The 25,578-nt window shown below is 65.4% G+C and carries 24 protein-coding genes; 12 read left to right on the forward strand and 12 right to left on the reverse strand.

The annotated features are described in order from the left end of the window. The first annotated feature begins 123 nt into the window (after window positions 1–123). The gene (locus AMB_RS04010; RefSeq protein ID WP_043743392.1) at window positions 124–864 is read left to right on the forward strand and encodes a HugZ family protein; all 741 of its coding nucleotides are present in this window, start codon (window positions 124–126) and stop codon (window positions 862–864) included. Between the two features lie 244 nt (window positions 865–1,108). Beyond that, window positions 1,109–2,962: a phosphoenolpyruvate carboxykinase (GTP) gene (locus tag AMB_RS04015; RefSeq protein WP_011383228.1), complete on the forward strand. Its 1,854-nt coding sequence runs from the start codon at window positions 1,109–1,111 to the stop codon at window positions 2,960–2,962. Window positions 2,963–3,064: 102 nt separating this feature from the next. Here the strand turns inward: AMB_RS04015 and AMB_RS04020 are convergent, their stop codons facing one another. Continuing rightward, a complete protein-coding gene (locus tag AMB_RS04020) occupies window positions 3,065–3,466 on the reverse strand; it encodes a hypothetical protein (RefSeq protein WP_231848964.1) in 402 nt (133 codons plus the stop codon). A gap of 153 nt (window positions 3,467–3,619) precedes the next feature. Here AMB_RS04020 and AMB_RS04025 point away from each other — a divergent pair, with 153 nt between their 5' ends. The 7 genes from AMB_RS04025 to AMB_RS04055 all read left to right on the forward strand — a co-directional run bounded on the left by AMB_RS04025 (window position 3,620) and on the right by AMB_RS04055 (window position 10,503). Continuing rightward, the gene (locus AMB_RS04025) at window positions 3,620–4,225 is read left to right on the forward strand and encodes a glutathione S-transferase N-terminal domain-containing protein (RefSeq protein ID WP_011383230.1); all 606 of its coding nucleotides are present in this window, start codon (window positions 3,620–3,622) and stop codon (window positions 4,223–4,225) included. A 2-nt stretch (window positions 4,226–4,227) separates the two neighbouring features. Further along, window positions 4,228–4,653, forward strand: a complete 426-nt coding sequence (locus tag AMB_RS04030) for a cupin domain-containing protein (RefSeq protein ID WP_011383231.1) — start codon at window positions 4,228–4,230, stop codon at window positions 4,651–4,653. Next, complete coding sequence (locus AMB_RS04035) at window positions 4,650–5,126, forward strand: hypothetical protein (RefSeq protein WP_011383232.1); 477 nt, start codon at window positions 4,650–4,652, stop codon at window positions 5,124–5,126. The genes AMB_RS04030 and AMB_RS04035 overlap by 4 nt, the downstream gene beginning before the upstream one ends. Before the next feature lies 1 nt (window position 5,127). Beyond that, window positions 5,128–5,793 carry an HAD-IA family hydrolase gene (locus tag AMB_RS04040; RefSeq protein WP_011383233.1) on the forward strand — a complete coding sequence of 222 codons (666 nt, stop codon included), beginning with the start codon at window positions 5,128–5,130 and terminating at the stop codon, window positions 5,791–5,793. A 99-nt stretch (window positions 5,794–5,892) separates the two neighbouring features. Continuing rightward, window positions 5,893–7,389 (forward strand): B12-binding domain-containing radical SAM protein, encoded by a 1,497-nt coding sequence (locus tag AMB_RS04045; RefSeq protein ID WP_011383234.1) that lies wholly within the window; start codon window positions 5,893–5,895, stop codon window positions 7,387–7,389. A gap of 28 nt (window positions 7,390–7,417) precedes the next feature. Continuing rightward, window positions 7,418–9,259 carry a thiamine pyrophosphate-binding protein gene (locus AMB_RS04050; protein WP_011383235.1) on the forward strand — a complete coding sequence of 614 codons (1,842 nt, stop codon included), beginning with the start codon at window positions 7,418–7,420 and terminating at the stop codon, window positions 9,257–9,259. Window positions 9,260–9,330: 71 nt separating this feature from the next. Next, window positions 9,331–10,503, forward strand: a complete 1,173-nt coding sequence (locus AMB_RS04055; RefSeq protein WP_011383236.1) for a DegT/DnrJ/EryC1/StrS family aminotransferase — start codon at window positions 9,331–9,333, stop codon at window positions 10,501–10,503. A gap of 146 nt (window positions 10,504–10,649) precedes the next feature. On the opposite strand, the gene AMB_RS04060 is transcribed toward AMB_RS04055, so the two are convergent. Further along, complete coding sequence (locus tag AMB_RS04060; protein ID WP_011383237.1) at window positions 10,650–11,816, reverse strand: pyridoxal phosphate-dependent aminotransferase; 1,167 nt, start codon at window positions 11,814–11,816, stop codon at window positions 10,650–10,652. Window positions 11,817–11,908: 92 nt separating this feature from the next. Beyond that, window positions 11,909–12,727 (reverse strand): class I SAM-dependent methyltransferase, encoded by an 819-nt coding sequence (locus AMB_RS04065; RefSeq protein ID WP_231848965.1) that lies wholly within the window; start codon window positions 12,725–12,727, stop codon window positions 11,909–11,911. 178 nt (window positions 12,728–12,905) lie between these two features. Between AMB_RS04065 and AMB_RS04070 the strand changes: the two genes are divergently transcribed. Genes AMB_RS04070 through AMB_RS04080 form a run of 3 tightly spaced genes read left to right on the forward strand, consistent with a single transcriptional unit; the run spans window position 12,906 to window position 16,833 of the window. Continuing rightward, window positions 12,906–15,113: a glycosyltransferase family protein gene (locus AMB_RS04070; protein WP_011383239.1), complete on the forward strand. Its 2,208-nt coding sequence runs from the start codon at window positions 12,906–12,908 to the stop codon at window positions 15,111–15,113. Window positions 15,114–15,152: 39 nt separating this feature from the next. Beyond that, window positions 15,153–16,088, forward strand: coding sequence for an NAD-dependent epimerase/dehydratase family protein (locus AMB_RS04075; RefSeq protein ID WP_011383240.1), 936 nt, complete (start codon window positions 15,153–15,155; stop codon window positions 16,086–16,088). Window positions 16,089–16,098: 10 nt separating this feature from the next. Then, the gene (locus tag AMB_RS04080) at window positions 16,099–16,833 is read left to right on the forward strand and encodes a nucleotidyltransferase family protein (protein ID WP_011383241.1); all 735 of its coding nucleotides are present in this window, start codon (window positions 16,099–16,101) and stop codon (window positions 16,831–16,833) included. A gap of 52 nt (window positions 16,834–16,885) precedes the next feature. Here AMB_RS04080 and AMB_RS04085 read toward each other — a convergent pair whose 3' ends face one another. From AMB_RS04085 to AMB_RS04125, 9 genes are all read right to left on the reverse strand, one after another. Then, window positions 16,886–17,833 (reverse strand): GDP-L-fucose synthase family protein, encoded by a 948-nt coding sequence (locus AMB_RS04085; RefSeq protein WP_043743394.1) that lies wholly within the window; start codon window positions 17,831–17,833, stop codon window positions 16,886–16,888. Window positions 17,834–17,893: 60 nt separating this feature from the next. Continuing rightward, on the reverse strand, window positions 17,894–19,132 hold the full coding sequence (locus AMB_RS04090) for an MFS transporter (protein WP_050750622.1): 1,239 nt from the start codon (window positions 19,130–19,132) through the stop codon (window positions 17,894–17,896). 114 nt (window positions 19,133–19,246) lie between these two features. After that, a complete protein-coding gene (hpaI, locus tag AMB_RS04095) occupies window positions 19,247–20,050 on the reverse strand; it encodes a 4-hydroxy-2-oxoheptanedioate aldolase (RefSeq protein WP_011383244.1) in 804 nt (267 codons plus the stop codon). A 132-nt stretch (window positions 20,051–20,182) separates the two neighbouring features. Continuing rightward, window positions 20,183–20,989 (reverse strand): 2-oxo-hept-4-ene-1,7-dioate hydratase, encoded by an 807-nt coding sequence (gene hpaH / locus AMB_RS04100; protein ID WP_011383245.1) that lies wholly within the window; start codon window positions 20,987–20,989, stop codon window positions 20,183–20,185. Between the two features lie 3 nt (window positions 20,990–20,992). Continuing rightward, entirely contained in the window at window positions 20,993–21,382 is a 390-nt protein-coding gene (locus tag AMB_RS04105; protein WP_043743395.1) for a 5-carboxymethyl-2-hydroxymuconate Delta-isomerase, read from the reverse strand. A gap of 140 nt (window positions 21,383–21,522) precedes the next feature. Continuing rightward, window positions 21,523–22,386 (reverse strand): 3,4-dihydroxyphenylacetate 2,3-dioxygenase, encoded by an 864-nt coding sequence (gene hpaD / locus AMB_RS04110; RefSeq protein WP_011383247.1) that lies wholly within the window; start codon window positions 22,384–22,386, stop codon window positions 21,523–21,525. 190 nt (window positions 22,387–22,576) lie between these two features. After that, window positions 22,577–24,034, reverse strand: coding sequence for a 5-carboxymethyl-2-hydroxymuconate semialdehyde dehydrogenase (gene hpaE / locus AMB_RS04115; protein WP_011383248.1), 1,458 nt, complete (start codon window positions 24,032–24,034; stop codon window positions 22,577–22,579). A gap of 5 nt (window positions 24,035–24,039) precedes the next feature. Continuing rightward, the gene (locus AMB_RS04120; RefSeq protein ID WP_011383249.1) at window positions 24,040–24,804 is read right to left on the reverse strand and encodes a fumarylacetoacetate hydrolase family protein; all 765 of its coding nucleotides are present in this window, start codon (window positions 24,802–24,804) and stop codon (window positions 24,040–24,042) included. Further along, window positions 24,801–25,577, reverse strand: coding sequence for a fumarylacetoacetate hydrolase family protein (locus AMB_RS04125; protein ID WP_011383250.1), 777 nt, complete (start codon window positions 25,575–25,577; stop codon window positions 24,801–24,803). The genes AMB_RS04120 and AMB_RS04125 overlap by 4 nt, the downstream gene beginning before the upstream one ends. Between the last annotated feature and the right edge of the window lies 1 nt (window position 25,578).

A 25,578-nucleotide genomic window follows, 5' to 3' on the forward strand; every position in this document is an offset into this window, starting at 1 on the left:
GAAATGCAATCAGGTGGAATCCCGGTATCTTCACCGCAATTCCCAGAGCGGCCCGTATCTGCGATGATCGTCGCCCAGGCCACGCCCCGGCGGCGTAGCGCAACCGGAACCATGGGGGGGTGCATGAGCGACGGATCCGAAGGAACGGCGACGCTGCCCGCCAACAACCGTGCGGCCTTGCGGCAGGTGGTGCGGGCGGCCCGCAAGGCGGCGCTGGCCACCAGTCTGGCCGGCGGCCGGGATAATCACCCCTATGTCTCGCTGGTCACCCTGGCCTTCGACCACGATCTTTCTCCCATTCTGCTGCTGTCGCGGCTGGCCGACCATACCCGCAACCTGCTGGCCGACGGGCGGGCGGCGCTGCTGCTGGACGGCACCGACGGTCTCGCCAATCCCCAGACCGGGCCGCGGGTCACCTTGACGGGCCGGGTCGCCGAGGACGGCGATCCCCGCCTGCGCCGCCGCTTTCTGGCGCGCCACCCGGGCGCTGAGCTTTATGCCGGCTTCGGCGACTTCGCCATCTGGCGCATGACCGTGGAGCGGGCCCATTTCGTCGGCGGCTTCGGTCGGGCGGTGTGGTTCGACGCGCCGCTGGTCCCCGAGGACGAGGCGGCCTTCGTGGCCGCCGCCGAGGAGGGCGCCCTGGTCGAGATCAATGATGCCCATGCCGCCCTGGTGGCCGCCCTGGCTGCGCAGGCCGGCGGCGATGGAGCCATGGCCTGGCGGCTGGCCGGAATCGATCCCGACGGTTGCGAGCTGGGCGCGGGCGAGGCGGTGCTGCGCCTGGCCTTCGATTCGGCGCCCGACAGATCGTGTTCGCCGCTTTCCTGGCTGCAAAGCCTTGTGGCAAGCCAATCAAAGTGATGCGTCTTTTGCGGCCAGTTGGATCGCTTTTTGAGCAATAATCTTAAAAATGGGTGAATTTTTCCCACCAAGAGCATTGCTCGCGGGGCCTCGGGCGGCTATCTTCGCGTCCTCTTTCGCGGCGGCGGCGCAAACCATAAAAGGGCGCCAGACCGGCGGCCGGTCCAAGGAAGGCCTGTCCGTTCAGGGGTATCGTCCCCGGGGCGGCGGGAGGATCGGGTCCTCCGGTCTTTAACGGAGTAGGATGGAAATGACCAAGAGCGGTATTCCTGGCGGGACCACCATGAACGCCAAATTGCTGGCGTGGGTCGACGAGATGGCGCATTTGTGCCGCCCGTCGGGCATCCATATCTGCGACGGCTCCCAGAAGGAATACGATGCCCTGTGCGAGATGATGGTGGCCGGTGGCACCATGATCAAGCTGAACCCGGCCAAGCGCCCCGGTTCGTATCTCTGCCGCTCGGACCCCCGCGACGTGGCGCGCGTCGAGGACCGCACCTTCATCTGCTCGCACAACAAGAACGACGCCGGCCCCACCAACAACTGGGTCGAGCCGCGCGAGATGAAGGCCCGCATGACCAAGCTGTACGACGGCTGCATGAAGGGCCGCACCATGTACGTGGTGCCGTTCTCCATGGGTCCGCTGGGCTCGGACATCGCCCATATCGGCGTGCAGATCACCGATTCCGCCTATGCCGCCGCCAACATGCGCATCATGACCCGCATGGGCCAGCCGGTGCTCGACATCCTGGGCACCGACGGTGATTTCGTGCAGTGCCTGCACTCGGTGGGCAAGCCCCTGGCCGAGGGCGAGAAGGACGTCGCCTGGCCCTGCAATCCCGACAACATCACCATCGCCCACTTCCCCGAGGACCGGCAGATCTGGTCGTTCGGCTCGGGCTACGGCGGCAACGCTCTGCTGGGCAAGAAGTGCTTCGCGCTGCGCATCGCCTCGGCCATGGCCCGCGACGAGGGCTGGCTGGCCGAGCACATGCTGATCGTCGGCGTGGAAAGCCCCAAGGGCGAGAAGACCTATGTGGCCGCCGCCTTCCCGTCGGCCTGCGGCAAGACCAACTTCGCCATGCTGGTTCCGCCCAAGGGCTTCGACGGCTGGAAGATCTACACCGTCGGCGACGACATCGCCTGGATCAAGCCCGGCCCCGATGGCCGCTTCTATGCCATCAATCCGGAAGCCGGCTTCTTCGGCGTGGCTCCCGGCACCGGCGCCACCACCAATCCCAGCGCCATCGCCGCCTGTGCCAAGAACTCCATCTTCACCAATGTCGCCATGACCGATGACGGCGACGTGTGGTGGGAAGGTCTGACCGACGAGGCTCCCGCCCATCTGATCGATTGGAAGGGCAACGACTGGACGCCTGAGTCCAAGGACCCGGCCGCCCATCCCAATTCCCGCTTCACCGCGCCGGTCGCCCAGTGCCCCAGCGTCGACCCCGATTGGGAAAATCCGGCGGGCGTGCCCATCTCGGCCTTCATCGTCGGCGGCCGTCTGTCCAAGAACGCCCCCCTGGTGGTCCAGAGCTTCAACTGGGCTCACGGCGTCTATCTCGGCGCCACCATGGGCTCGGAGGCGACCGCCGCCGCCGTCGGCCAGGCCGCCATCCGCCGCGATCCCTTCGCCATGCTGCCGTTCTGCGGCTACAACATGGCCGATTACTTCAACCATTGGCTCAACATGGGCCGCGCCGTGAAGAACCCGCCGCCGATCTTCCGGGTGAACTGGTTCCGCCGCGACGAGAACAACAAGTTCATGTGGCCGGGCTATGGCCAGAACATGCGTGTTCTGAAGTGGATCGTCGACCGCGTCGGCGGCAAGGCCAAGGCGGTGGAATCGCCCATCGGCCTGGTGCCCCAGTACGAGGACATGGACTGGAACGGCCTCGACTATCCGCGCGACAAGTTCAAGGACCTGATGCGCATCGACCGCGACGCCGGCGTCGCCGACGCCCGCAGCCAGGAAGAGCTGTTCGACAAGTTCTTCGACCGCGTGCCGAAGGAAATGCTGTTCGAGCGTGAACTGCTGAAGTCTCGCCTGTGGCGCGCTCCCGCCGTGTGGGAGATGGCCAGCGAGAAGATCTGAACGGTCTTTCCGTTACAAGTTTGAAGATCCCCGCCCGGCAACGGGCGGGGTTTTTCATGACCAAGTATCTTTAAATTCGTCCCTCGCCGGTCGCCTGCCGCCCTATTCCGCCGCCTTGTCGCCCAGGGGCTTGGCGGGGTAGGGGGAGACGGCCTGGCCGACATTGCGCATCTGCGGCTGGTCGCCGGCCGACCAGGAATGGAAGCGCAGCGTGCCGTCGGGGCTGAACATCAGGCCGGCTTCGTTGCTTTTGACGTTCCAGCCGCCCCAGACCTGGGACGCCATCGGCACGAAATTGACCGCCCGGGTGTGCGACGTCTGGGCCACATAGACCAGCATGCGCGAGCCGTCGGGCAGGGTTTCATCGCGATCGGGCGTTCCCAGCAGGGTGAAGGCTTCGGCCACCGTCGACTTGCCGCTACGCAGTTGGGCCAGTTTGTCGGGATCGACGCCCGAACATCCCGCCACCGTCACCGCCATTGCAACCGCCAGCCAAATTCGCATGGAACCGCTCCCCGTCTGATGCGGGCGTATCATGGCCCAAGCTGGCGAGCCGGGCAATCGCGGGAAGGGGACAATACTTCGTCGGTCTTGACTCGCGACGGGCGGCGACCCAAGCATGATGGCTCTGCCTGTTCCGGTTTGGGGTATCCCGTCATGAAGCTGCGTTATTCCACCACCTCGCCCTATGCCCGCAAGTGCTGGGTGGTCGCCGTCGAGACCGGGCTGGAGCCCCGTCTCGAATTCGTGCTGACCAATGCCTGGTCGCCCGACACCGATCTGACCCGGGACAATCCCCTTTGCAAGGTGCCCGCCCTGATCACCGAAGGCGGCGAGGCGCTGTTCGATTCCCCCGTCATCTGCGAGTACCTGGACTCGCTTCATGACGGCCAGAAGCTGTTCCCCGCCGCCGGCGGGGCGCGCTGGGAGCAACTGCGTCTGGCCGCCCTGGCCGACGGCATTCTGGACGCGGCGCTGGTCAAGCGGCTGGAGGCCACCATGCGGCCCGAGGACAAGCGCTGGAGCGACTGGACCGACCGCCAGACCCGGGCCATCGTCCGGGCGCTGGACGTGATGGAAGAGGAATGCGCCGGCTGGGGGCGCGACTTCCTGATCGGCCAGATCGGCGCGGCGGTGGCGCTGGGCTATCTCGACTATCGCTTCGCCGCCGAGGACTGGCGCGCCGCCCATCCCAAGCTGGCCGCCTGGTTCGCCGAGGCGATCAAGCGCCCCTCCATGGTCAAGTCCGAGCCCAGGGACTGATCATGCCGGATGCGGAGGCCATCATCGCCCGGCTGGGCCTGCAGCCCCATCCCGAAGGGGGGCATTACGCCGAGACCTGGCGCCATGTCCCCGAGGGGGGGGGACGGGGGGCGGGCACCGCCATCTACTATCTGCTGAAGGCGGGCGAGCGGTCCCACTGGCACCGGGTCGACGCCACCGAGATATGGCACTACCATGCCGGCGATCCGTTGCGCCTGCTGCTGTCCGAGGATGGGCGCGGCGTGCGCGGCGTGCTGCTGGGCCCGGATGTCCTGGCCGGACACATGCCCCAGGTGATCGTGCCGCCGGGCTGCTGGCAGGCCGCCGAGCCGACCGGGGCCTGGACCCTGGTGGGATGCACCGTGTCGCCAGCCTTCGAGTTCGGCGGCTTTGAAATGGCCCCCAAGGGATGGAGCCCGGGACAATGACCTTACGCGTGCTTGCCGTCGCCTTTTCCCTGTCGCTGCTGGCCGCCTGCGCCGGATCGGACAGCGTCAGCAACCGGCTGCCGCCGGGCTTCGTCTCCAATGCCGCCGAGATCGTCGCCGGCGCTGATTGGGCCGCGCCGGAGGAGGTGCGGATCACCATCGCCGACCACGCCTTCCGGCCGGCGGAGTGGGTCTTTCACCGCGACCGGGCCACCCGGCTGGTGCTGGTCAATGCCACCGAGTCCGATCACGGCCTCAAGGCCCGCGCCTTCTTTACCGATATCGCGGTGGAAAGCGTGCGCGGCGGCGGGCAGGTCCTCAAGGGGCCGTGGATCGAGAGCCTGGCCATTCCTGCGGGCGAAACCAAGGAATTGTGGTTCGTGCCGGCCAGATTCGGCTCATACTCATTCGAGTGTTCCGCCGTCGGCCACCCGTCCCTGGGCGAGCGCGGCGTCATCGACGTGGTGCGCTGACATGATGAATCAGGTTGCCGCTCTGATCTTCGACGTGGACGGCACCTTGGCCGAGACCGAGGAGGCGCATCGCTATGCCTTCAACCGGGCCTTTTCCGAGGCCGGTCTCAATTGGACCTGGAACCAGGAAACCTACCGGAAGCTGTTGAAGGTGTCGGGCGGCAAGGAACGGATTCTGGCCTTCGCCCCCGATGCCTCGCCCGAGCTGGTGGCTGGGCTGCACAACCGCAAGAACCAGATCTACACCAAGATGGTGGATAGCGGGCAGGTGTCGTTTCGCCCCGGCGTGGAATCGCTGATCTCCTCGGCGCGGGCCCAGGGGCTGAAGCTGGCGGTGGCCACCACCGCAACGCGGGCCAATGTGGAAACCCTGCTGGGGGCGCGCAAGGCCTTCTTTCACACCATCGCCTGCGCCGAGGACGTGCGCAGGAAGAAGCCCGACCCGGAGGTCTACGCCCTGGTGCTCAAGCGCCTGGACCTGCCAGCCGACAAATGCCTGGTGCTGGAGGATTCTGTCAACGGCGTGACGGCGGCCACCACCATCGGCCTCAAGGTGGTGGTGACCCCCAGCCTTTATACCAAGGGGCAGGATTTCTCGGCCGCCGCGGCGGTGCTCAAGGATCTGAGCGGGATCACCCTGGCCAAGCTGATTGAGCTCAAGGGCTGAGACGGGTGCAGCACGTCATCACGATCTTCAAAGATTCTTCACGGTTACGCTGATAGGCTCCCGGTCGTCGACCCCGGTCTTCTTCATCACGGAAATTCCATGGCTCAACTTGATGTACTGATCGTGACGCCTCCGTCCCGCCTGGAGGTCTATCAGAATTTGAGCAATGACTTCGCGGCCATCGAGCCCCCCGTCTGGGGCGGGCTGATCGCCGAGTTTTTGCGGAGTCGCGGAGTCGCGGTGGCCATGCTCGATGCCGAGGCCCTGAAGCTGACCCACGAGCAGACCGCCGAGCGCATCGTTGCCGCCCAGCCGCTGGTCACGCTGATCACCATTTACGGCCAGCAGCCCTCGGCTTCGACCCAATGCATGCCCGCCGCCACCAAGACCGCCCGCCTGGTCGCCGAGAAGGGCAAGGGCCGGTTGGCGACCATCGCACTGGGCACCCATCCCTCGGCCCTGCCCAAGCGGACCCTGGAGGAAGAGCCCTTCACCTATGTCTGCCAGGGCGAGGGGCCTTACACCCTGCTGGAGCTGGTCCGGGCATTGAAGAGCGACGGCGACCTCGGCGCCGTCCCCGGCCTGTGGTACCGCGACCGTGACGGCAAGGTGCGCTCTAACACCCCGGCGCCGCTGATCAGCGACCTGGACGCGGAGCTGCCGCGTCAGGCGCTGGACCTGCTGGACATGAGTCTTTACCGCGCCCACAACTGGCATTGCTTCGGCAATCTGGACAGCCGGGATTCCTACGCCTCGCTGCAGACCAGCCTGGGCTGCCCGTTCAAGTGCTCGTTCTGCTGCATCAACGCCCCCTTCGGCGTGAACAAGATCCGCACCTGGAGCCCGGACAACGTCATCGCCCAGATCGACGAGATGGTGCTGAAATACGGCGTCAGGAACATCAAGATTCCCGACGAGATGTTCGTGCTGAACCCCAAGCACGTGCTGGGTATCTGCGACAAGCTGATCGAGCGCGGCTACGGCCTCAACCTCTGGGCCTATGCCCGCGTCGACACCCTGAATGACGATGCCATGCTCGACAAGCTGAAGGCGGCCGGCATCAACTGGCTGGGCCTGGGCATCGAATCGGGCTCCAAGTACGTGCGCGACGGGGTGACCAAGGGGCGCTTCGGCAATCTCGACATTTCCGCCGTAGTCCGCCGGGTCCGCGACAAGGGCATTTACGTGGGGGCGAATTATATCTTCGGCCTGCCCGACGATACCCTGGAAAGCATGCAGGAAACCCTGGATCTGGCCATCAGCCTCAATACCGAGTGGGCCAATTTCTACTGCGCCATGGCCTATCCGGGGTCGCATCTCTACGAGATGGCCAAGGAGCAGAATCTGCCGTTGCCCGATGATGCCGGGGGGCCGGGCTGGATCGGCTATGCGCAGCACAGCTTCGACTGCCTGCCGTTGCCCACCGCCACGCTGTCGGCCCAGCAGGTCCTGGATTTCCGGGATCAGGCGTTCACCCGCTATTTCACCAATCCGGATTATCTCGAGATGATCCGCAAGACATTCGGCGAGCGGGCCATGGCCCATGTCCGGGACATGACCGGCCACACGCTGCCCCGCCGCCATCGCCAGAACTAAGGTCAGACTGCATTCCAGTGGAGGTACCATGAAGGTCGGTGATTACGTCATCAATCGGCTCGCCGAAGAGGGCATCGACAAGATTTTCGTCGTCTACGGCGCGGCCAACGGCGATCTGATCGACGCGTTCACGCGGACGAACAAGACCGAGTATGTGGCGACCATGCACGAGCAGGGCGGCGGCTTCGCGGCCGAGGCCTATGCCAAGATCAAGGGTATCCCCGGCGCCACCATCGCCACCAGCGGTCCCGGCGGGCAGAACCTGCTCACCTCCATGGGCAATTGCTTCTACGATTCGATCCCCTGCGTCTTCATGACCGGCCAGATCAATTCCCAGTTCCTGCGCCCCGACCCTTCCATCCGCCAGGTGGGCTTCCAAGAGACCGACATCGTCGGCATGGCCAAGCCGGTGACCAAATACGCCAAGATGATCACCTCGGCGGCGGAAATCCGCTACGAGGTGGAAAAGGCCCTGTTCATCGCCAAGGAAGGCCGTCCGGGTCCGGTCCTGCTGGATATTCCGCTCAACATCCAAAAGCAGGACATCGATCCGGACAAGCTGTTCGGCTTCGACACCGTGGCCGCCCAGCGGTCGTGGAACCTGGACGCGGTGGACGCGGCCATCGACACCTATCTGGCCGATCTGGCCAAGTCCAAGCGCCCGACCATCATGGTGGGCGGCGGCGTCCGCCTCGCCAATGCCGTCGACGATCTGGTGGAGCTGGGCGAGGTGCTGGGCGTTCCCATGTTCCCGACCTGGAACGCGCTGGACGTGGTGACCTCGGACCTGCCCCAGTACGGCGGCCGCATCGGCACCTATGGCGGAGCCGGGCGTAATTTCGGCATCCAGAATTCCGATCTGCTGCTGGCGGTGGGCTCGCGCATTTCGGGGCGCATCACCGGCGGCAACATCCATTCCTTCGCCCGCGAGGCCAAGAAATACGTGGTCGACGTGGACGAGACCCTGCTGCAGAAGCATCTCCAGCAGGTTCCCCTCGACGTCAATGTGCTGTGCGACGCCGGAATCTTCCTGCGCCGTCTGGTGGCCCGGGCCAAGGCTCTGCGCGCCAATGGCGGGTTGGGCGACCACAAGGCCTGGCTGTCCAAGGTGCTGGACTGGCGCGACCGCTACGATCCCGTGCTGCCCGAATTCTTTGAGCAGAAGGGCACGGTCCACCCCTATGCCTTCGTCCGCAAGCTGTCGGAGATGATGAAGGGCGGCGATATCGTGGTCGGCGATTGCGGCGGCAATATCGTGGTGACCAGTCATGCCTTCGAGACCAAGCGCGGTCAGCGCCTGCTCACCAACAACGGCAATTCGCCCATGGGCTTTTCGTTCGCCGGCGCCATGGGCGCCTGGTTCGCCGCGCCCAATAATCAGGTCGTCTGCATCATTGGCGACGGCGGCATGAACATGAACATCCAGGAACTGCAGACCTTCGTGAATTACGGGGTCAAGGTGAAGACGTTCATCCTCAACAACCACATCTACGGCATCACCAAGGCCTATCAGGAAACCAACTTCAACGGCCGGGCCGAGGCCTGCGGTCCCAAGGGCTATGCGCCGCCGGACTTCGTCAAGATCGCCCAGGCCTACGGGGTCAAGACGGTGACCATCGAGACCCAGCAGGAGATGGAAGCCAAGATCGCCGAGGTTCTGGCCGCCGATTGCGCCGTGGTCTGCGACGTCAACATGCACGAGTACCACACCTACGAGCCGCGTATCTTCGGCTGGAAGACTCCCATCGAGGACATGTACCCCTACCTGCCTCGCGACGAGTTCCGCGCCAACATGCTGATCGAGCCCCTGGACGATTGGCAGAATCCCGCCTATCCCGACGTCGTTCAGAAGAAGACTCTGGACCCCTGAGCAGGTTGGCGCCGCTCTGACCGGCGGCGCCTCTTGCCATTACCTGTCCCTGGATCGGCCGAGGAAAATCCATGTTCTATGAACTTGCCAGCCCCACCTGGGGGGAAGAGGAAAACGCGGCCGCCGAGCAGGTCATCCGCAGCGGCTTCTACACCATGGGCGCCCAGGTGAAGGCCTTTGAGGCCGAGTTTGCCGCCTATATGGGCATGCGCCACGGCATCATGGTCAATTCGGGCTCGTCGGCCAATCTGGTGGCGGTGGCCTCCTTGTTCTTCAAGGCCGACCGCCCCCTCCAGCGCGGCGACGAGGTCATCGTCCCGGCCATTTCCTGGGCCACCACTTACCATCCGCTGCAGCAATACGGGCTGAAGCTGCGCTTTGTCGATGTGGAGCTGGACAGCCTCAACATGGATGTGTCGCAGTTGGATGCGGCGCTGACCGACAGGACGCGGGCCATCGTCGGCGTCTCGATTCTGGGCAACCCGGCGGCCATGGACGTGATTCGCGCCTTTGCCGACAAGCATTCACTCTACGTGCTGGAAGACAATTGCGAATCCCTGGATGCAGAGCTGAACGGGCGCAAGCTGGGCACCTTCGGGCATCTCAACACCTTCAGCTTCTTCTTCTCGCACCATATCTCCACCATGGAAGGCGGCATGGTGCTGACCGACGACGATGAACTGGCGGATCTGTGCCGGGCCATGCGCGCCCATGGCTGGACCCGTGATCTGTCGCCCGACACAACACTGTATTCCAAGCGGTCCAACGACCATTACGAGGCCTATCGCTTCCTGTTCCCAGGCTACAATGTCCGGCCCCTGGAAATCGAGGCGGCGGTGGGGCGCGAGCAGTTGAAGAAGCTGCCGGCCTTCACGGCGCGGCGGCGCGAGAATCTCGCCCTGTTCCAGCGGCTGTTCGGCAACGACGACCGCTTCATCATCCAGCGCGAGAATGGCCGCTCCTCGGCTTTCTCGTTCACCCTGATCCTCAATCCCAAGCTGGACATCGACCGGGAAAAGGTCTTCGCGGCCCTCAAAGAGGCCGATATCGGCTTCCGCATTATCACCGGCGGCTGCTTCCTGCGCCACGACTGCCTCAAGTTCTATGATTATGATGTGGTCGGCGGCGGGGTGCCCAATGCCGAGACAGCCCATGATTTCGGGCTCTTCGTCGGGAACCACCCGGTGGATCTGACCGCCCAGATCACCCGCTTCCACGAGGTTCTCGACCGTAACTGCCGGTGATGGGGATGGGAGCCCCGCGGGGCTCTCGCCCCGGACCCCAGTTGGAGGCAAGCCTCCAAACCTCCCTTCTATTTATGAATCAAAAGGGGGTTTGGGGCATCGCCCCAAATGGGTGCGGGCGATAGCCCGATGCTACGCCGCCGCCCTCAAAGGGATTCCGCCAGGGCCACCACTCGGCGGACGCCCTCGTGGACGTCGAGGGCCGCGCCGCAGGTGGCGATGCGGATGTGGCCGGTCATGTCGGGCGAGAAGCTGCTGCCCGGCGTCACGGCGGTCTGGTGGCGTTCCAGCAGCATGCTGGAGAAGCTGAGGTCGTCCAGGCCGCAGGCCGAAATGTCGAGGAAGAAGTAGAACCCCGCCTTGGGCGGCACGAAGGCCAGGCGCTGGCTCTTTCGCAAGGCCTCAGAGCACCAGTCGGTCATCACGGTGCAGTGGTGCCGCACCTCCTCGGTATACTTGTCCAGATGGTCCAGTGCCGCGACGCAGCCCAACTGGGTGAAGATGGGCAGGCAGGAAATCAGCGTCGACACAGACAGGGCGAATTTCTCGGCCACCTTGGGGTGGGCGATGAGAAAACCGATGCGGTAGCCCGGTACCGAGAACAGCTTTGAGAACGACGACATCACCACCAGCCGGGGCAGTTCCAGCCCGCCCAGCGTATGGAACGGCCGTCCGAAGCTGATCTCGCCATAGGTTTCATCTGACAGCAGCCAGATACCGCGCCGGTCGCACTCCACCGCCAAGCGCTCCAACTGGGCGCGGTCGTAGACGGCTCCCGTGGGGTTATTGGCGGAATTGACAATGATCGCCTTGGGGGCCAGGGCCAGGGCGCGGTCCACGGCGTCATCGCTGAGGTCGTAGCCGGTGGCGAGGTCCAGCGGCACGCTCTCAACCTTGAGGCCGATGTGGATGGCCGCCGCCCAATAGCTGGGGAAGGCGGGGGTGAAGAATACCACCCGGTCACCTGGATCGCAGACCAGATCAAGAAACTGGCTGATGATCAGGTTGGCCGGGCTGATCACCACATTGGCTTCGGTAACGGTATGGCCCCAGGTGCGCGCGCGCAGGTCGGCGATGGCCTGGCGCAGAGAGGGGTGCCCGGCGGACTGGGTATAGCCCACCTCGCGCTCGACCAGGGCCTGGACGGTGCGCGACAGCATGGCTGGATGGGGGGCAAGGCGGGGATTGCCCAGTTCCAGATGGTAGACCTTCTCTCCGGCGGTCTCGATCCGGCGGGCTTGTTCCAGGACGGCGAACATTTTTTGGCCGACCAGCGCTCTGCCTCGCGCCGAGAATTTCAGGTCTTCCGTCATGGGTATTCTGCCCTTGTCTCGGCGGCTCGATCACTGCCCCCGAATCTGCCGTTGAAAGCTTAAGATACTATTTCCAGAACCAGAGGCCCCCGTCACTTCCTGATGGCGATGACTTCCATGCAGACGCGGTAGCGCTCGCTGACGGCGAAGTTCACCGGCGTGAAACCATGGTCCTCCAGCAGGGCGTAAAGCCGTTCCCGGCTGAAATTGTGATAATGCTCGATCTCGGGCCAATAGGGATTGAGCATCTGCTGGTCGAGCAGGCGCCAGACCATGCTGGACATGTTGGGCATGGACACGAAGATCGCCCCGTCGGGCCGCAGCAGGGAACGGGCCTTGTCCAGGGCGGTGCGGGGATAGGGCATATGCTCCAGCACATCGGCCATGCTGATCACGGCAAATCGTCCCGGCATGTCGAGCTGTTCCAGGGGCTGGCAATAGGCCTCGTAGCCCAGCGCCGCCAGGGCGGCGACGCCGTCGCTGCGCAAGTCGGTTCCCACCGGGCCAAAGCCGAACTCCTGGGCGGTGAACAGCAGCGAGCCGTTGCCGAAGCCCACATCCAGCCAGTCACCGCCCGACACATGGCGGGCGACGCGCTCGACGATGCGGGCCGAGACCCGCCGCTGCCCTTCGGCATCGTGCCCGACCGCCTGACTTTCATTGGTCTTGGAGAAGATCACCCGGGCGGCGGCCTCGGTGAAATAGCCGTCGGTGAAGACGTGGGCGCAGGCATTGCACCGGCACCAGACCATCTGGGCGGGCAGGATGTCCTGATACAGGGGATGGTGGGTGCAGTCGGCATAGCCGAGCGCTGCGAAATCTCCACTGGCGCAGAGAGGGCACGCGGTATAGGGGATACGGGCGGAAACCGGCGTCGGGGCGGGGGCGTTGTCCACGGTCTTCCTTAACACGGTTGCGGGCACGTCTGATGGGCCGGGAATACTATCATCCGCCACGGAGGTGGGCGACGGGTTTCTCCTCCAGATCGGCCGGGCGGCTGGTGTAACCGCTTGTTAAGTCCCAGGAGATAAGGTCTCCGTCAGGGCCTCGCGGGGATTTTTACGACGGGGCGGGGAGGGGGAAAGGCCAATGACCACCATCAAGAAGACCCCGTTTCCGCTGAGGCTGCCCGAGAACCGGCTGCAGGCCATTCACCCCTCGCTGGACGCGGCGTTCGAGGCCCACGACTATCTCTATGTTGCCCGCTATGGCGAGGATCGGCCCGAGCTGCGCGGCTGTTCGCTGATCCTGCTGGGCAACCGGGTCGGCGGCGAATTGGTGCTGGACCGGCACAATGTTCACACGGCCCGATCGTGCCTGTACCGCGCCTTCGGTGCCTGGCGCGACGACGATCTGGGCGAGGCCGAGCGCCAGATCGCCGAGGGGCTCAAGCTGAAGGGCGAGGCCAAGCGACTCAAGCGGCTGCAGGACCTCATCGCCCGCCAGACCTGCCGCGTGGTGATCCATACCGATTTCGGCCGCCCCGACCGGCTGCGCGGCTTTTATCAGATACCTGGCATCGACCTGATCATCAGTTCGCACATGCTGGGCGATCCCGCCACCACCCTGCCCATGGGGCAATCCCTGGCCAGCATGGTCCCGCCCGGCCCCCCGGTTGATCTGGTGCTGGTCGACGACTTCAAGATGGTGCCTGTGGGCTTGCGCGACCTGGGCGCTCCGGTGGTGGTCAATCCCCACGATCACGAATGGTATTACGAGATCCTCGACGAGCTGATGCCCGAGGTCGATCTGGTGGTGAACCTGAGCTCCTGGGAAGAGGTCGAGCTCAATCGGGCGTTCGGCGTGCCGGGCACCAGTTTCTACTACATCATGTCCCTGCTGATTCCCCAGATCAGCGGGTTGAAGGAGGTCTACGAAGACCCCCGGCGGCGGCAACTGGATCTGGTCTTTACCGGCGGCATCACCCACGACTTCTATCGTGACAAGCGCCAGCGGATCGCCCCACTGGCGCGGCTCGATCCCGCCTTTCAGGTCCGGGTGATCGAGGGGTATCTCAATCACGATGAGTTTTATGGCCTGCTGCGCGAGACCCGCTTCACCATTCACAGCGCACGCACCACCAATTCCATGACCACCCGGTCCTTCGAATCCCTGGCCACCGGCACCTTCCAACTGGTGGAGGAGGAGAACGGCGTTCCCTATATCTTCAGCCAGAAATTCGAGTGCTTTCCCGTCTTCCGCCTATCCCACGTGGTCGAGGATATCGAGCGCCATCTGGCCGATTACGAAGGGATGCGCGAACGGTTCCTGCCTCAGGCGGCGCAGTTGGAAAAGGAACTGAACGATCTGATGCCTGACGACGAGGGGCGCCGCGCCCTGCGCTTTGTCCGCCAGTTGATGTTCATGACCCAGGTGGAGATGGAAGGCCGCAAGAAGGCGGATGCACCCCTGGCCGCGCCGGTCCAGCGCGACTGGGTCGGCATCACCGAGCCCTGGCATCTGAGCAACCGGCCCGATCAGTCCCAGCGGGTGTTCGAGCGCACGCGCTCGCCGCACTGGGTGCGCCGTGCGGTGATGTCGACGGCCACCCGGACGGACGGCTGGGGGCAGCGGCTGCACGAGGCCATCCTGCAGGGCCTGGCCGAATTTCCCAATTCCCTGGGGCTGAACTATACCCTGGCGCTTTATCTGCGGCTGGTGGGGCATCCCGACCGGGCTGATGAGCTGTTCAAGCGCATTTCCGAGGGTGAGTTCGTCCTTGAACCCAATGAGACTTTTCCCGGGCAGATGGACAACGTCAACGGCCTCTACTGGGTGGCCGACGCCAAGATCCGCGACCGCTGCCCGGCCCTGGCACCCTATGTTTCCGAGGATGCCGTCTGGCGCAGCTACGCCCTGAACCAGCGGGCCGACATGGCGATCACCCGCGCCTCGAGCCTCGGTGGCAACGACGCCGTGGCGGAATATTCTCGCGCCTTGGCCTTGCTCGAGACCTCGCTGGACCGCTTCCCCGCCAATGAAAGCGCCCAGCGCCTCTACCTGCGCGCCGCCTTCGGCATGTGCGTCAACGGCCTGGACGAATGGCGCGACGTGTTCATGGCCAACTTCGACGTGGCGGTGGAGAACGATTATACGGTATTGCACGATTTCGCCCCCCTGGCTGTCCAGGTGCTGATGAGCCGCCACAAGGTGGCCGAGGCGCAGCAGGTGATCGACCGGGTTGGGCAATATCTGGCGCGAACGGTGATCACGCCGTCACTTTGCCCAGAAGCCGTCCACTGGGCGCGTATCTTTGGTTTGCCGCTGCGTGGTCTGGATGCGGCGCGAGCCGCCTAGACCGATTTCATCAATCTTTGGAAAGACGAGGATCTTGCCATGTACAACATTCTGGTGACCGGCGGCGCCGGCTATCTCGGGTCGATCATGGTGCCGGCCCTGCTGGCCGCCGGCCACAAGGTCACGGTGGTGGACAACTTCATGTTCAAGCAGGTGTCCCTGGCCCATTGCTGCTCGGACCCCAATTTCAGCGTCGTCCGGGGCGACGTGCGCGACATGGCGCTGATGAAGCGCCTGCTGGTGGGTGCCGACGTGGTCATCCCCCTGGCCGCCCTGGTGGGGGCGCCGCTGTGCAAGGCCGACCCCTTTGGTGCCGAAAGCATCAACCTGACCGCTCAGATCGAGCTGATGAAGGCGCTGTCGCCCAACCAGCGGGTCCTGATGCCCATCACCAATTCCGGCTACGGCATCGGTGAAAGCGGCAAGTTCTGTACCGAGGAAACGCCCATGCGGCCCATTTCGCTGTATGGCATCCACAAGGTCGAGGTGGAAAAGGCGGTACTGGACCACAGCAATTCCATCAGCTTCCGTCTGGCCACGGTGTTCGGCATGGCGCCCCGGCCGCGCCTCGACCTGCTGGTCAACGACTTCGTCTACCGCGCCGTCTACGACCGTTTCGTGGTGCTGTTCGAAAGCCACTTCAAGCGCAACTTTATCCATGTGCGCGACGTGACGGGCGCCTTCATGCACGGGCTGACCAATTTCGAGACCATGAAGAACCGGCCCTACAATGTGGGCCTGTCCTCCGCCAATCTGTCCAAGTGGGAATTGTGCGAAGTCATCAAGAAGCACCTGCCTGACTTCGTCTTCGTGGACGCGCCCATGGGCGAGGATCCGGACAAGCGGGACTACATCGTTTCCAACGAGCGTCTCGAGGCCACCGGCTGGGCGCCGCAATACGACCTGGACAAGGGTGTCGTCGACCTGATCAAGGGCTATACCATGCTGAAGAACACCATCTACACCAACATCTGAGCCGGCCGTCATGAGCTCCGGCGCGGGATTGGACGGCATCGACGTTGTGGTTCTGGCCGGCGGGCTGGGCACCCGCTTGCGCGGCGTGCTGGGCGACCAGCGGCCCAAGATCCTGGCTCCCGTCCAGGGCCGCCCTTTCCTCGACCTGATGGTGGAGTGGATGGCGGCGGCGGGGGCGGGGCGGCTGGTCCTGTCGCTGGGCCATCTGGCCCAGCAGGTGACCGTCCATCTCGACCGGGGCCGCTGGCCCATCCCCATCGTGACGGAGATCGAGCCCGAGCCCCTGGGCACCGGCGGTGCGCTACGCTACGTGCTGCCCCGCCTGCACGGCGATCCGGTGATGATCATCAATGGCGATACCTGGCTGGACGCCGATCTGGGCGCCGCCCTGGCGGCCCACCGCCGGGCCGGCTGCGCGGCCAGTCTGGTCTGCGTGCGGGTGCCCGACGGGCAGCGTTACGGGCGGATCGAGGTGGATGCCGGGGGATTTGTCACCCGCTTCCTGGAAAAGGCTCCCGATCCCACCCCGGCCCTGATCAACGCCGGGGTGTGCCTGTTGTCGGCGCCCGCTCTGGCCCGGCTGGGACAGAGCACGGGGCCGTCCTTCGAACGTGACGTCCTGGCCGAACTGCCGCGCGGCTGGCTGCGGGCGCATGTGTGCGAAAGTGCCCGCTTCATCGATATCGGCACCCCCGAAAGCCTGGATCAGGCCGCGGACGTCATCACACCGGGTAGAACGTCATGATCACCGGCGCCAGTCTTGACATGCGGGACGATGGAAACGGTCGGGAGCCGCATTAAGCCTTCGAATTGGCCAGATACCACTCATAGCCGCGCCGGATGCTCTCCTCCAGCGATGTGGCGGCCTGCCAGCCCATGGCGCGGATGCGGGTGGAATCCACCAGCTTGCGCATCATGCCGTCGGGTTTGGTGGTGTCGAAGGACAGCTTGCCCTTGAACCCCACCACGCGGGCGGTGAGTTCGGCCAACTCGCGGATAGAGGCTTCGATGCCCGAGCCCACATTGATGATCTCGCCGCCGCCCAGGGACTTCATCAGGAAGACGCAGGCGTCGGCCAGATCGTCCACGTAGAGGAATTCGCGGATCGGGCTTCCCGTTCCCCACAATTCCACCGTATCGGCGCCACGCTGGACGGCGTCGTGGAACTTCATGACCAGGGCGGCGCCCACATGGCCGTTCTCGGCGTCGAAGCGGTCGCCCGGCCCGATCAGGCTGGCCGGCACCGCCGACATGAAGTGGCGGCCATACTGGCGGTGATAGGCCTCGCACAGCTTGATGCCGGCGATCTTGGCGATGGCATAGGCCTCGTTGGTGGGCTCCAGCGGACCGGTCAGCATGGAGGACTCGGCCATGGGCTGGGCGGCCTCCCGGGGATAGGCGCAGGACGAGCCCAGGAACAGCAGCCGCGACACCCCCACCCGGTGGGCCGCATGGATGACATTCATCTCGACGGCGAGATTGTCATAGAGGAACTCGGCCGGGCGGGTGGAATTGGCGCGGATGCCGCCTACCAGGGCGGCGGCCAGGAACACGGCGTCGGGCCGTTTGTCCTCCATCCACGCCTCGACGGCAGACTGGTTGCGAAGATCGAGCGCCAAGCGGTCGACGGTGAGAGTCTCGCAATCCTCGGATTGCAGGCGGCGGAGGATGGCGCTGCCCGCCATGCCGCGATGACCCGCCACGAACACCCGCTTGCCCGCCAAAGAAAAATTCGCCCCGGCCATTGTGTCCTCACCCTATTGCCTGACTGGCGCCGATCATAGGCCGGACCCCGGGAGCTGTCATCAGGCCTCGGTGGCCTTGATCCGCCGGGAGAGGGTGGCCATGGCCAGGGCGCCCGCCGCCACCAGTCCGGCCTCCAGCCCCAATGTCCCGGCGACGCCCAGCCCGGCGGCCATGGCGCCCGCCGCCAGCCCGCCCAGGGCATCCATGCCGAAGCGCAGCGCCGTGAAGTAGGAAATCACCCGGCCGCGAATGGCGTCGGGCGCCATGGATTGCAGCAGGGCGTTGGTGGAGACGTTGACCGAGCTGATCCCCAGCCCGATGCAGAACGCCGCCGCCAGGGCGGGCGTCAGGCTGGGACTGAGGCCCAATCCGCCCAGCCCCAGCGCCGCGCAGCCCCAGCCCATGATCACCAGCCGCAAAAGCTGCTCCAGGCGCTGGCGGGTGGCCACCAGCAGGGTGGCGGCCAGCGCCCCGCCGCCGGTGGCGCCCAGCAGCCAGCCCAGGGTGCTGGCATCGCCGGCGAACCCCTCCTTGGCCAGGATGGGCATCAGCACCCCATAGGCCGAGCCCGCCAGATTGAGTGCCGCCACACTGAACAACAGCGTCCGGATGGTCTGGTTGTTCCAGGCGAAGGCCAGCCCCTGGCGAAAGGCCTCGGCCATTCCCCCCGAGGCCCCGGAGGGCGGCTGGGGCGGCTGGCGCCAGACGGCGAAGGCCACGCCCAGGAACGAGGCGGCATTGATGGCGAAGCACCAGCTTTCCGAGGTGAAGGACAAGATCAGCCCGGCCAGCGGCGGGCCGACGAAGCGCGCCGAATTGAACAGCGAGGCGTTCAGCGCAATGGCGTTGCGCAGCAGGGCGCGGTCCTCGACCATGCCCCCCAGCATGGATTGGCGCAGCGGCGTGTCGACGCTGTTGAGCACGCCGAACAGCGCCGCCAGCCCCACCAGATGGGCCGGCGTCACCACCCCCAGGGCGGTGATGGCCGCCAGCAGGGCCGCCTGGGCGATCATCAGCGCCTGGACGCACAGGAACAGGCGGCGGCGGTCGAAGCGGTCGATGAACAACCCGGCCAGGGGCGAGATCACCAACTGCGGCGCCTGGGACAGAAAGGCGGTGACGCCCAGCAGCACCGCCGAGCCGGTCAGGCGATAGACCAGCCAGCTCATGGCGACGCTCTGCACCCAGGTTCCCAGGATGGACAGCGCCTGACCCGCGAAGAAGCGGCGGAAGCGGGGGGCTCCGAGGGCGGCGAAGGCCTTATGCCGGGGAGCGTTTAATCTGACCTTTCCTGTCATCCCGAGCGAAGCCGAGGGATCTCCGCTTGGAGCAGGGGCGCCAATTCCGAAACGTCGTGCCAGGATGAGATCCCTCCTCCCGTTGGTCGTCGGGATGACATGTCGCTTGAAGCCTTAATAGCCGGCACGATCCGTCTGGGCGGGCGGCGCCACGTCCTTGTAGGTGGCGGCCAGGGCCGACAGGGCGCGGCTCAGCACCATGGTGTCGATGCCCACCGCCACGAAGGTCGCCCCCGCCGCCAGAAATTTGCGGGCCAGGGTCTCGTCGGCGGCCAGGATGCCGCTGGGCACGCCCAGACGCTTCAGCATCGCCAGGGCCTTCTCGATCTCGGCCTGCACCTCGGGGTGGGATGGTGCCCCCAGATGCCCCAGCGAGGCGGCCAGATCGGCGGGACCGATGAAGATGCCGTCGACGCCGTCGGTGGTGGCGATGGCCTCCAGGTTGCGCAGTCCCGTGACCGTCTCGATCTGCAGCAGCAGGCAAAGTTCGTCCGACGCGGTCTTGAGGTAATCGCCGATGCGTCCCCAGCGCGAGGCCCGCGCCAGGGCGGCGCCCACGCCGCGCACGCCCCTGGGGGGGTAATGCATGGCCGCCACCGTGGCGGCGGCCTGTTCCGGCGTATCGATCATGGGGACCAGCAGGGTCTGGGCGCCGATATCGAGCAATTGCTTGATCAGCGCAGTGTCGCCGATCACCGGACGCACGATGGGGTGGCTGGGATAGGGCGCCACCGCCTGCAACTGGGCCAGCAGGCCGGGCACGTCGTTGGGGGCGTGCTCGCCATCAATCAGCAGCCAGTCGAAGCCGGCGCCGGCGCAGATTTCCGCCGTATAGGGATTGGCAAGGCCAACCCACAGGCCGATCTGGGGGCGGCCCTCGGCCAGGGCGCGCTTGAAGGGATTGGCGGGTGTGGGCATGGGCGGGCTCTCCTTGATGTCATCCTGAGCGTAGCGAAGGATCTCCGCTTGGCACGATGGTGCCGGTTTATGAAAAGACCTGCCAGAATGAGATCCCTCGGCTTGCGCCTCGGGATGACAGGTCAGATAGCCCTACACGAACCGGCAGGCGATGGCGCCCAGCGGGCCGTAATCCACATGGAAGGTGTCGCCGGCCCGCGCCGGCACCGGGCGAGTGAAGGAGCCGGCCAGCACCACCTGCCCCGGCTCCAACGCGATGCTGTGGGGGGCGAACTTGCGGGCCAGCCAGGAAATGCCGTGGGCCGGATGGTTCAGCACCCCGGCGGCGACGCCGGTTTCCTCGATCACCCCGTTCCTGTACATGATGGCCGCCACCCAGCGCAGGTCCACGTCCATGGGCCTGACCGGCCGGCCGCCCATGACGATGCCGGCATTGGCGGCGTTGTCGGAGATGGTGTCGAACACCTTGCGCGGCCGCTTGGTCTCGGGGTCGAGGCGGTGGCAGCGGGCGTCGATGATCTCCAGCGCCGGAATGACGTAATCGGTGGCCGACAGCACCTGGGTCAGGGTGACGTCGGGGCCTTCCAGCCGGTCTTTCAGGATGAAGGCCAGTTCCACCTCGACCATGGGGACGATGAAGCGCGCCATGGGAATGTCGGTGCCTTCGCCGAACACCATGTCGTCGAGCAGGGTGCCGTAATCGGGCTCGTCGATCTGCGACGATTGCTGCATGGCCCGCGAGGTCAGGCCGATCTTGTGGCCCACCACCTTGCGGCCCTCATTGATCTTGGTCTCGACCCAAGCCTTTTGCACCGCGTAGGCGTCGGCCATGCCCATCTCGGGGTGGTCCAGCGAAATCTGGCCGCACTGGTGTCGGGTCTGCTCGGCCCGATGCAGGCGGGCGGCGGCGGCATTGATCTGATCGAGCGTGAGAGCCATGGGTCAAGCCTTCCTGAAACGGGCGTGGACGTTGTTCTTCTTGAAGGTGCCGCCCTCGTCGAACTCGTAGAGCTCCATGGAGAGCGCGAAATAGCCGCTGTCGTAAAGAGGGGCGAAGTGGTCCGTCATCATGGCGAACAGCTCCTCGCAGGCCTTCTTCTTCTCGGCGTCGCTGCGTCCGGCGCCGATCTTGAGCGTGCAGTGGACGAAGCCGTAATCCTCCTCGTCGTCGGCCATCACATAGTCGTGCAACTCGATGGCGCGGGCGCGGATGCCGCCGATGGGGAAAACGCCGCCCTGGGCGATCAGCACCTGGTTGACCTTCTTCAGCATTCCCCGGATGTCGGCCCGGTCCTTGATGTTGTCGGTGTACTCGGCGATGAAGTGGGGCATGTGTCTCCTCGCGCAAATTTGAATGTCATCCCGACGACCTGCGGGAGGAGGGATCTCGTCCTGGAACGGCGTGTCCAAGTTGGCTTCACCGTTCCAGGCGGAGATCCCTCGCCGGCGCTCGGGATGACAGGTTGTGCAAATCAGGCGGCGACGGGGAAGACCGCGTTGACCTGGCCGGTTCCGGCCGCCTCGAAATAGGGAGTGACGATCTCGACGCCGCGATCGTACTTGTCCCAACCCAGGGCGCCCAGCAGCATGGCGGTGTCGTGCATCAGGCCCTCGCCGTGGCAGGTCTTGGCGTAGAGCGGCAGCATGTCGGTGAATTCCTTGAAGCGCCCTTCCTTCCACAGGTCCAACGCCCGCAGGTCCACCTGCTTGTAGAACTCGTTGGAGATGGTGAAGAAGTGATCCATGGTCTTCAGCGTCGTGTTGGGATGGATGGCGTGGGACAGCGAGCCCGAGGCGACGATGGCGAAATTGCCGTCCATGCGCCGGATGGCCTCGCGGATGGCCTCGCCCACCTTGGCGGATTCCATGTGGTCGTGGACGGTGCACAGGCAGGCCACCGACACCACCTTGAAGCCGTATTCCTTGGCGCCCATCAGCCACATGGGAATCAGGGTGCCGTATTCCAGCTCCAGGCTTGCGATGTGGTGCGAGCGCACGGTGACGCCCTTTTCCTCGGTGGCGATCTTGGCGATCAGGTCGCTCATCTCCGGGTTGCCCTCGTGCTCATAGGGCATGTCGGCCAGCAGATGGGGGAACTCGTTGGAGGTGAACACGCCCTTGAAATGGGCGTTGCCGTTGATGTGATAGGCGTTGTTCACCAGCCAATGGGTGTCGAGCACGATGACGGTGTCGACGCCCAGGTCCTTCATGCGCTTGCCCATGGCGCGGTGGCCGTCCACGGCGGACTGGCGGCAGCCCTTGAAGGGGCCTTCCTGCTCGGACAGGTACATGGTGGGGACGTGAGCCACCTTGGCGGCGAAAACCAGATTACCCATTTTGGACGCTCCTCTCTCTCGTTGAAACTCTGCCCTGAACACGTTTGTTTTGGCGGCCCTTGCCTCGACGTGTCATCCCGACGCCCTTGGGCGGAGGGATCTCCGCCTGGAGCGATGGTGCCCGACGGGACACATCGTTCCAGGATGGGATCCCTCGCCTGGGCTCGGGATGACAGGGGGCGTCCGGCCTTCACACGCCCCAGCGGGGGATGTGGTGGCTTCCCTTGGAGACGCAGACGTTCTTGACCTCCAGGAAGGCCTCGTAGGAGTAGTGGCCGCCCTCGCGGCCGGTGCCCGAGCCCTTGATGCCGCCGAAGGGCTGGCGCAGGTCGCGGACATTCTGGGAATTGACGAAGACCAGACCGGCCTCGATGCCCTCGGCCATGCGGATGGCTCGCGCCCCGTTCTCGGTCCAGACGTAGGAGGCCAGGCCGTAGCTGGTGGCGTTGGCGATCTTCAGGGCCTCGGCCTCATCCTTGAAGCGGATGACGCAGGCCACGGGTCCGAAGATCTCCTCCTGGGCGACGCGCCAGGAATTGTCCACGTCGGCCAGCACGGTGGGACGCACGAAATTGCCGTTCTTCAGATGGGGGGCCAGGCCTTCCGGCGTGCCCAGGCCGCCGGCCACCACACGGGCGCCTTCGCTGATCCCCAGCTCGATATAGGAGGTGACCTTCTTCCAGTGATCGCGGGTGATCATGGGACCCACATTGGTGGCCTCGTCCAAGGGATCGCCCACCACCACCTTCCGGGTGCGCTCGGCCAGGGCGGCGACGAAGCGGTCGTAGAGGCCGTCCTGGACCAGGATGCGGGTGCCGTTGGTGCAGCTTTCGCCGTTATTGCCGTAGACGGCGACGATGGCGGCGTCGACGGCACGCTCGAAGTCGCAATCGTCGAAGATGATGTTGGGCGACTTGCCGCCCAGCTCCATGGAGTACTTCTTGAGGCCCCCCGACTGGATGATGCGGTTGCCGGTGGCGGTGGAGCCGGTGAACGACACGCCGCGCACGTCCGGGTGCTTGACCAGGGCTTCGCCCACCGCAGAACCATAGCCGTGGACGATGTTGAACACACCGGCGGGGATGCCCGCTTCCAGAATCAGCTGGCCCAGCCGGTCGGCCGACAGCGGCGACAGCTCGCTCATCTTCAAGACGGCGGTATTGCCGAAGGCCAGGCACGGCGCGGTCTTCCAGGTGGCGGTCATGAATGGCACGTTCCACGGGGAAATCAGGCCGACCACGCCCACCGGCTGGTACAGGGTGTAGTTCAGGTGATCGTTGGTGGGATAGGTCTCGCCGTCCACATGGCAACAGGTGTCGGCGAAGAAATAGAAATTGTCGGCGGCGCGCGGCACCAGCATCTTCTTGGTGCGCCAGTAGGACTGGCCGGTATCCAGGCTTTCCAGCTTGGCGATCTCGTCCACATGCTGGTTGATCAGGTCGCCCACCTTGCGCAGCAGCTTGGCGCGCTGGGATGCGGGAAGGCCCGCCCATTTGGGGAAGGCTTCCTTGGCGGCGGCCACGGCCTGGGCCACTTCGGCCTCGCCGCCGGCGGCGATCTGGCAGATCACCTCGTTGTTGGCGGGGTTGAGATTGGCGATGGTGGAGGCGCTCTCCACCTGGCGGCCGTTGATGAGGTGCTTGATCATCGGGTTCAGCTCCGCTGGAAATAGGTCTCGTCGTCGACGATGAAACTGGTCAGGCGTCCGACGCCCTCGACCTCGGTCACCACCTCGTCGCCGGGCTTGACGTCGACGATGCCGTCGGGGGTGCCGGTGAGGATCAGGTCGCCGGGCGACAGGGTCATGAAGGACGACAGGTATTCGATCAGGGCGGGCACCCCGAACACCATGTCCCGCGTGTTGCCGGACTGGACCCGGGCGCCGTTGACGAAGGTGGAGATGTCGAGGCTCATGGGATCGGCTACGTCGTCGCGGTCCACCATCCACGGCCCGAGAACGGTGCAGCCGTCGCGGTTCTTGGTGCGCAGGTTGGGGCGGTAGTAGTTCTGCAGGAAGTTGCGGATGGCGTAGTCGTTGGCCACGGTGTAGCCCGCCACGAAGTCGTAGGCGTCCTTGGCCTTGACGTCGCGGGCGGTGCGGCCGATCACTACCGCCAACTCGCACTCGTAGTGCATGAAGCCGGCGTCGGCGGGCTTGCGCGTCACCGCACGGTGGCCGACGAAGGTGCCCGGCCCCTTGAGGAAGGCCAGCGGCTTCTCCGGCGCCTTGAAGGCCAGCTCCTTGGCGTGGTCGGCATAGTTGATGGCCAGGGCGAAGGTGGTGCCGGGGGCGACGGGGGGCAGCCACACCACGCTTTCCTCGGCGACCCGGCGGCCGTCGGCCAGGACGACCACATTGCCGTCCTCGACTCGGGCGTCGTGAATGGCGCCGTTATAGGCGATTCGGGCGCGCTTCATGCCGATTCCTCCGCGATGGTGCAGTCCAGGGCGCCGATGCCGTCGATCTCGACCCGCACCGTGTCGCCGCGTCCGGCGGTGGGCACCGCGCCCACCGGATAGCCCAGGGTCAGGACGTCGCCTGCCGACAGGGCCATGAAGTCGGTGACCTCGGCCACCAGCTTGGCGGGAGAGCGGTAGAGGTCGTCCAGCCGGCGCTCGGCGACCTTGTCGCCGTTGACATAGGTGCGGATGGACAGGGAGGAGAGGTCGGCGGGCAGGTCCGCCTTGTCCACCACCCAGGGGCCGACCGGGCAGGCGCCGTCGAAGCACTTTTCCTGCACCGGCGGGCGATAGACGCTGTCGTTGGGCACCGACAGGTCCAGCACGATGGTCAGGCCGGTGACGTTGTCCAGGGCCTCGGCCTCGGCGGCCCGCGCCGTCTGGCGGCCGAACACCAGGCCCAGCGAGGCGCCCAGCTCGACGCGTGCGGCAGTGGCGGGCAGCCGCACCGTGCCGCCATGGCCGAGATGGGTGTTCCGCGGCTTGAAGTACAGCACCGGCACGGTGGGCGGCGCCTTGTAGGGATCGGCGTTGAGCTTGTCGCCGAACCGCTCCCAGGTGGAGCGCTCGTTGAGCAGCGGGCCGTAGATCCAGCCCTCCACCGGGGGCGCGAAGCCGCCCGGGGGGATGGGGAGGATTCGGCCGCCCAGGTCCAGGCCGGTGCCGTCGGGGGTGACGGCTCCGCTGATGGGCGCGGCGGTGCCGGGGAAGTTGATGCGGGCGTGACGCATG

Source organism: Paramagnetospirillum magneticum AMB-1 (assembly GCF_000009985.1).
Taxonomy (GTDB): Bacteria; Pseudomonadota; Alphaproteobacteria; order Rhodospirillales; family Magnetospirillaceae; genus Phaeospirillum; species Phaeospirillum magneticum.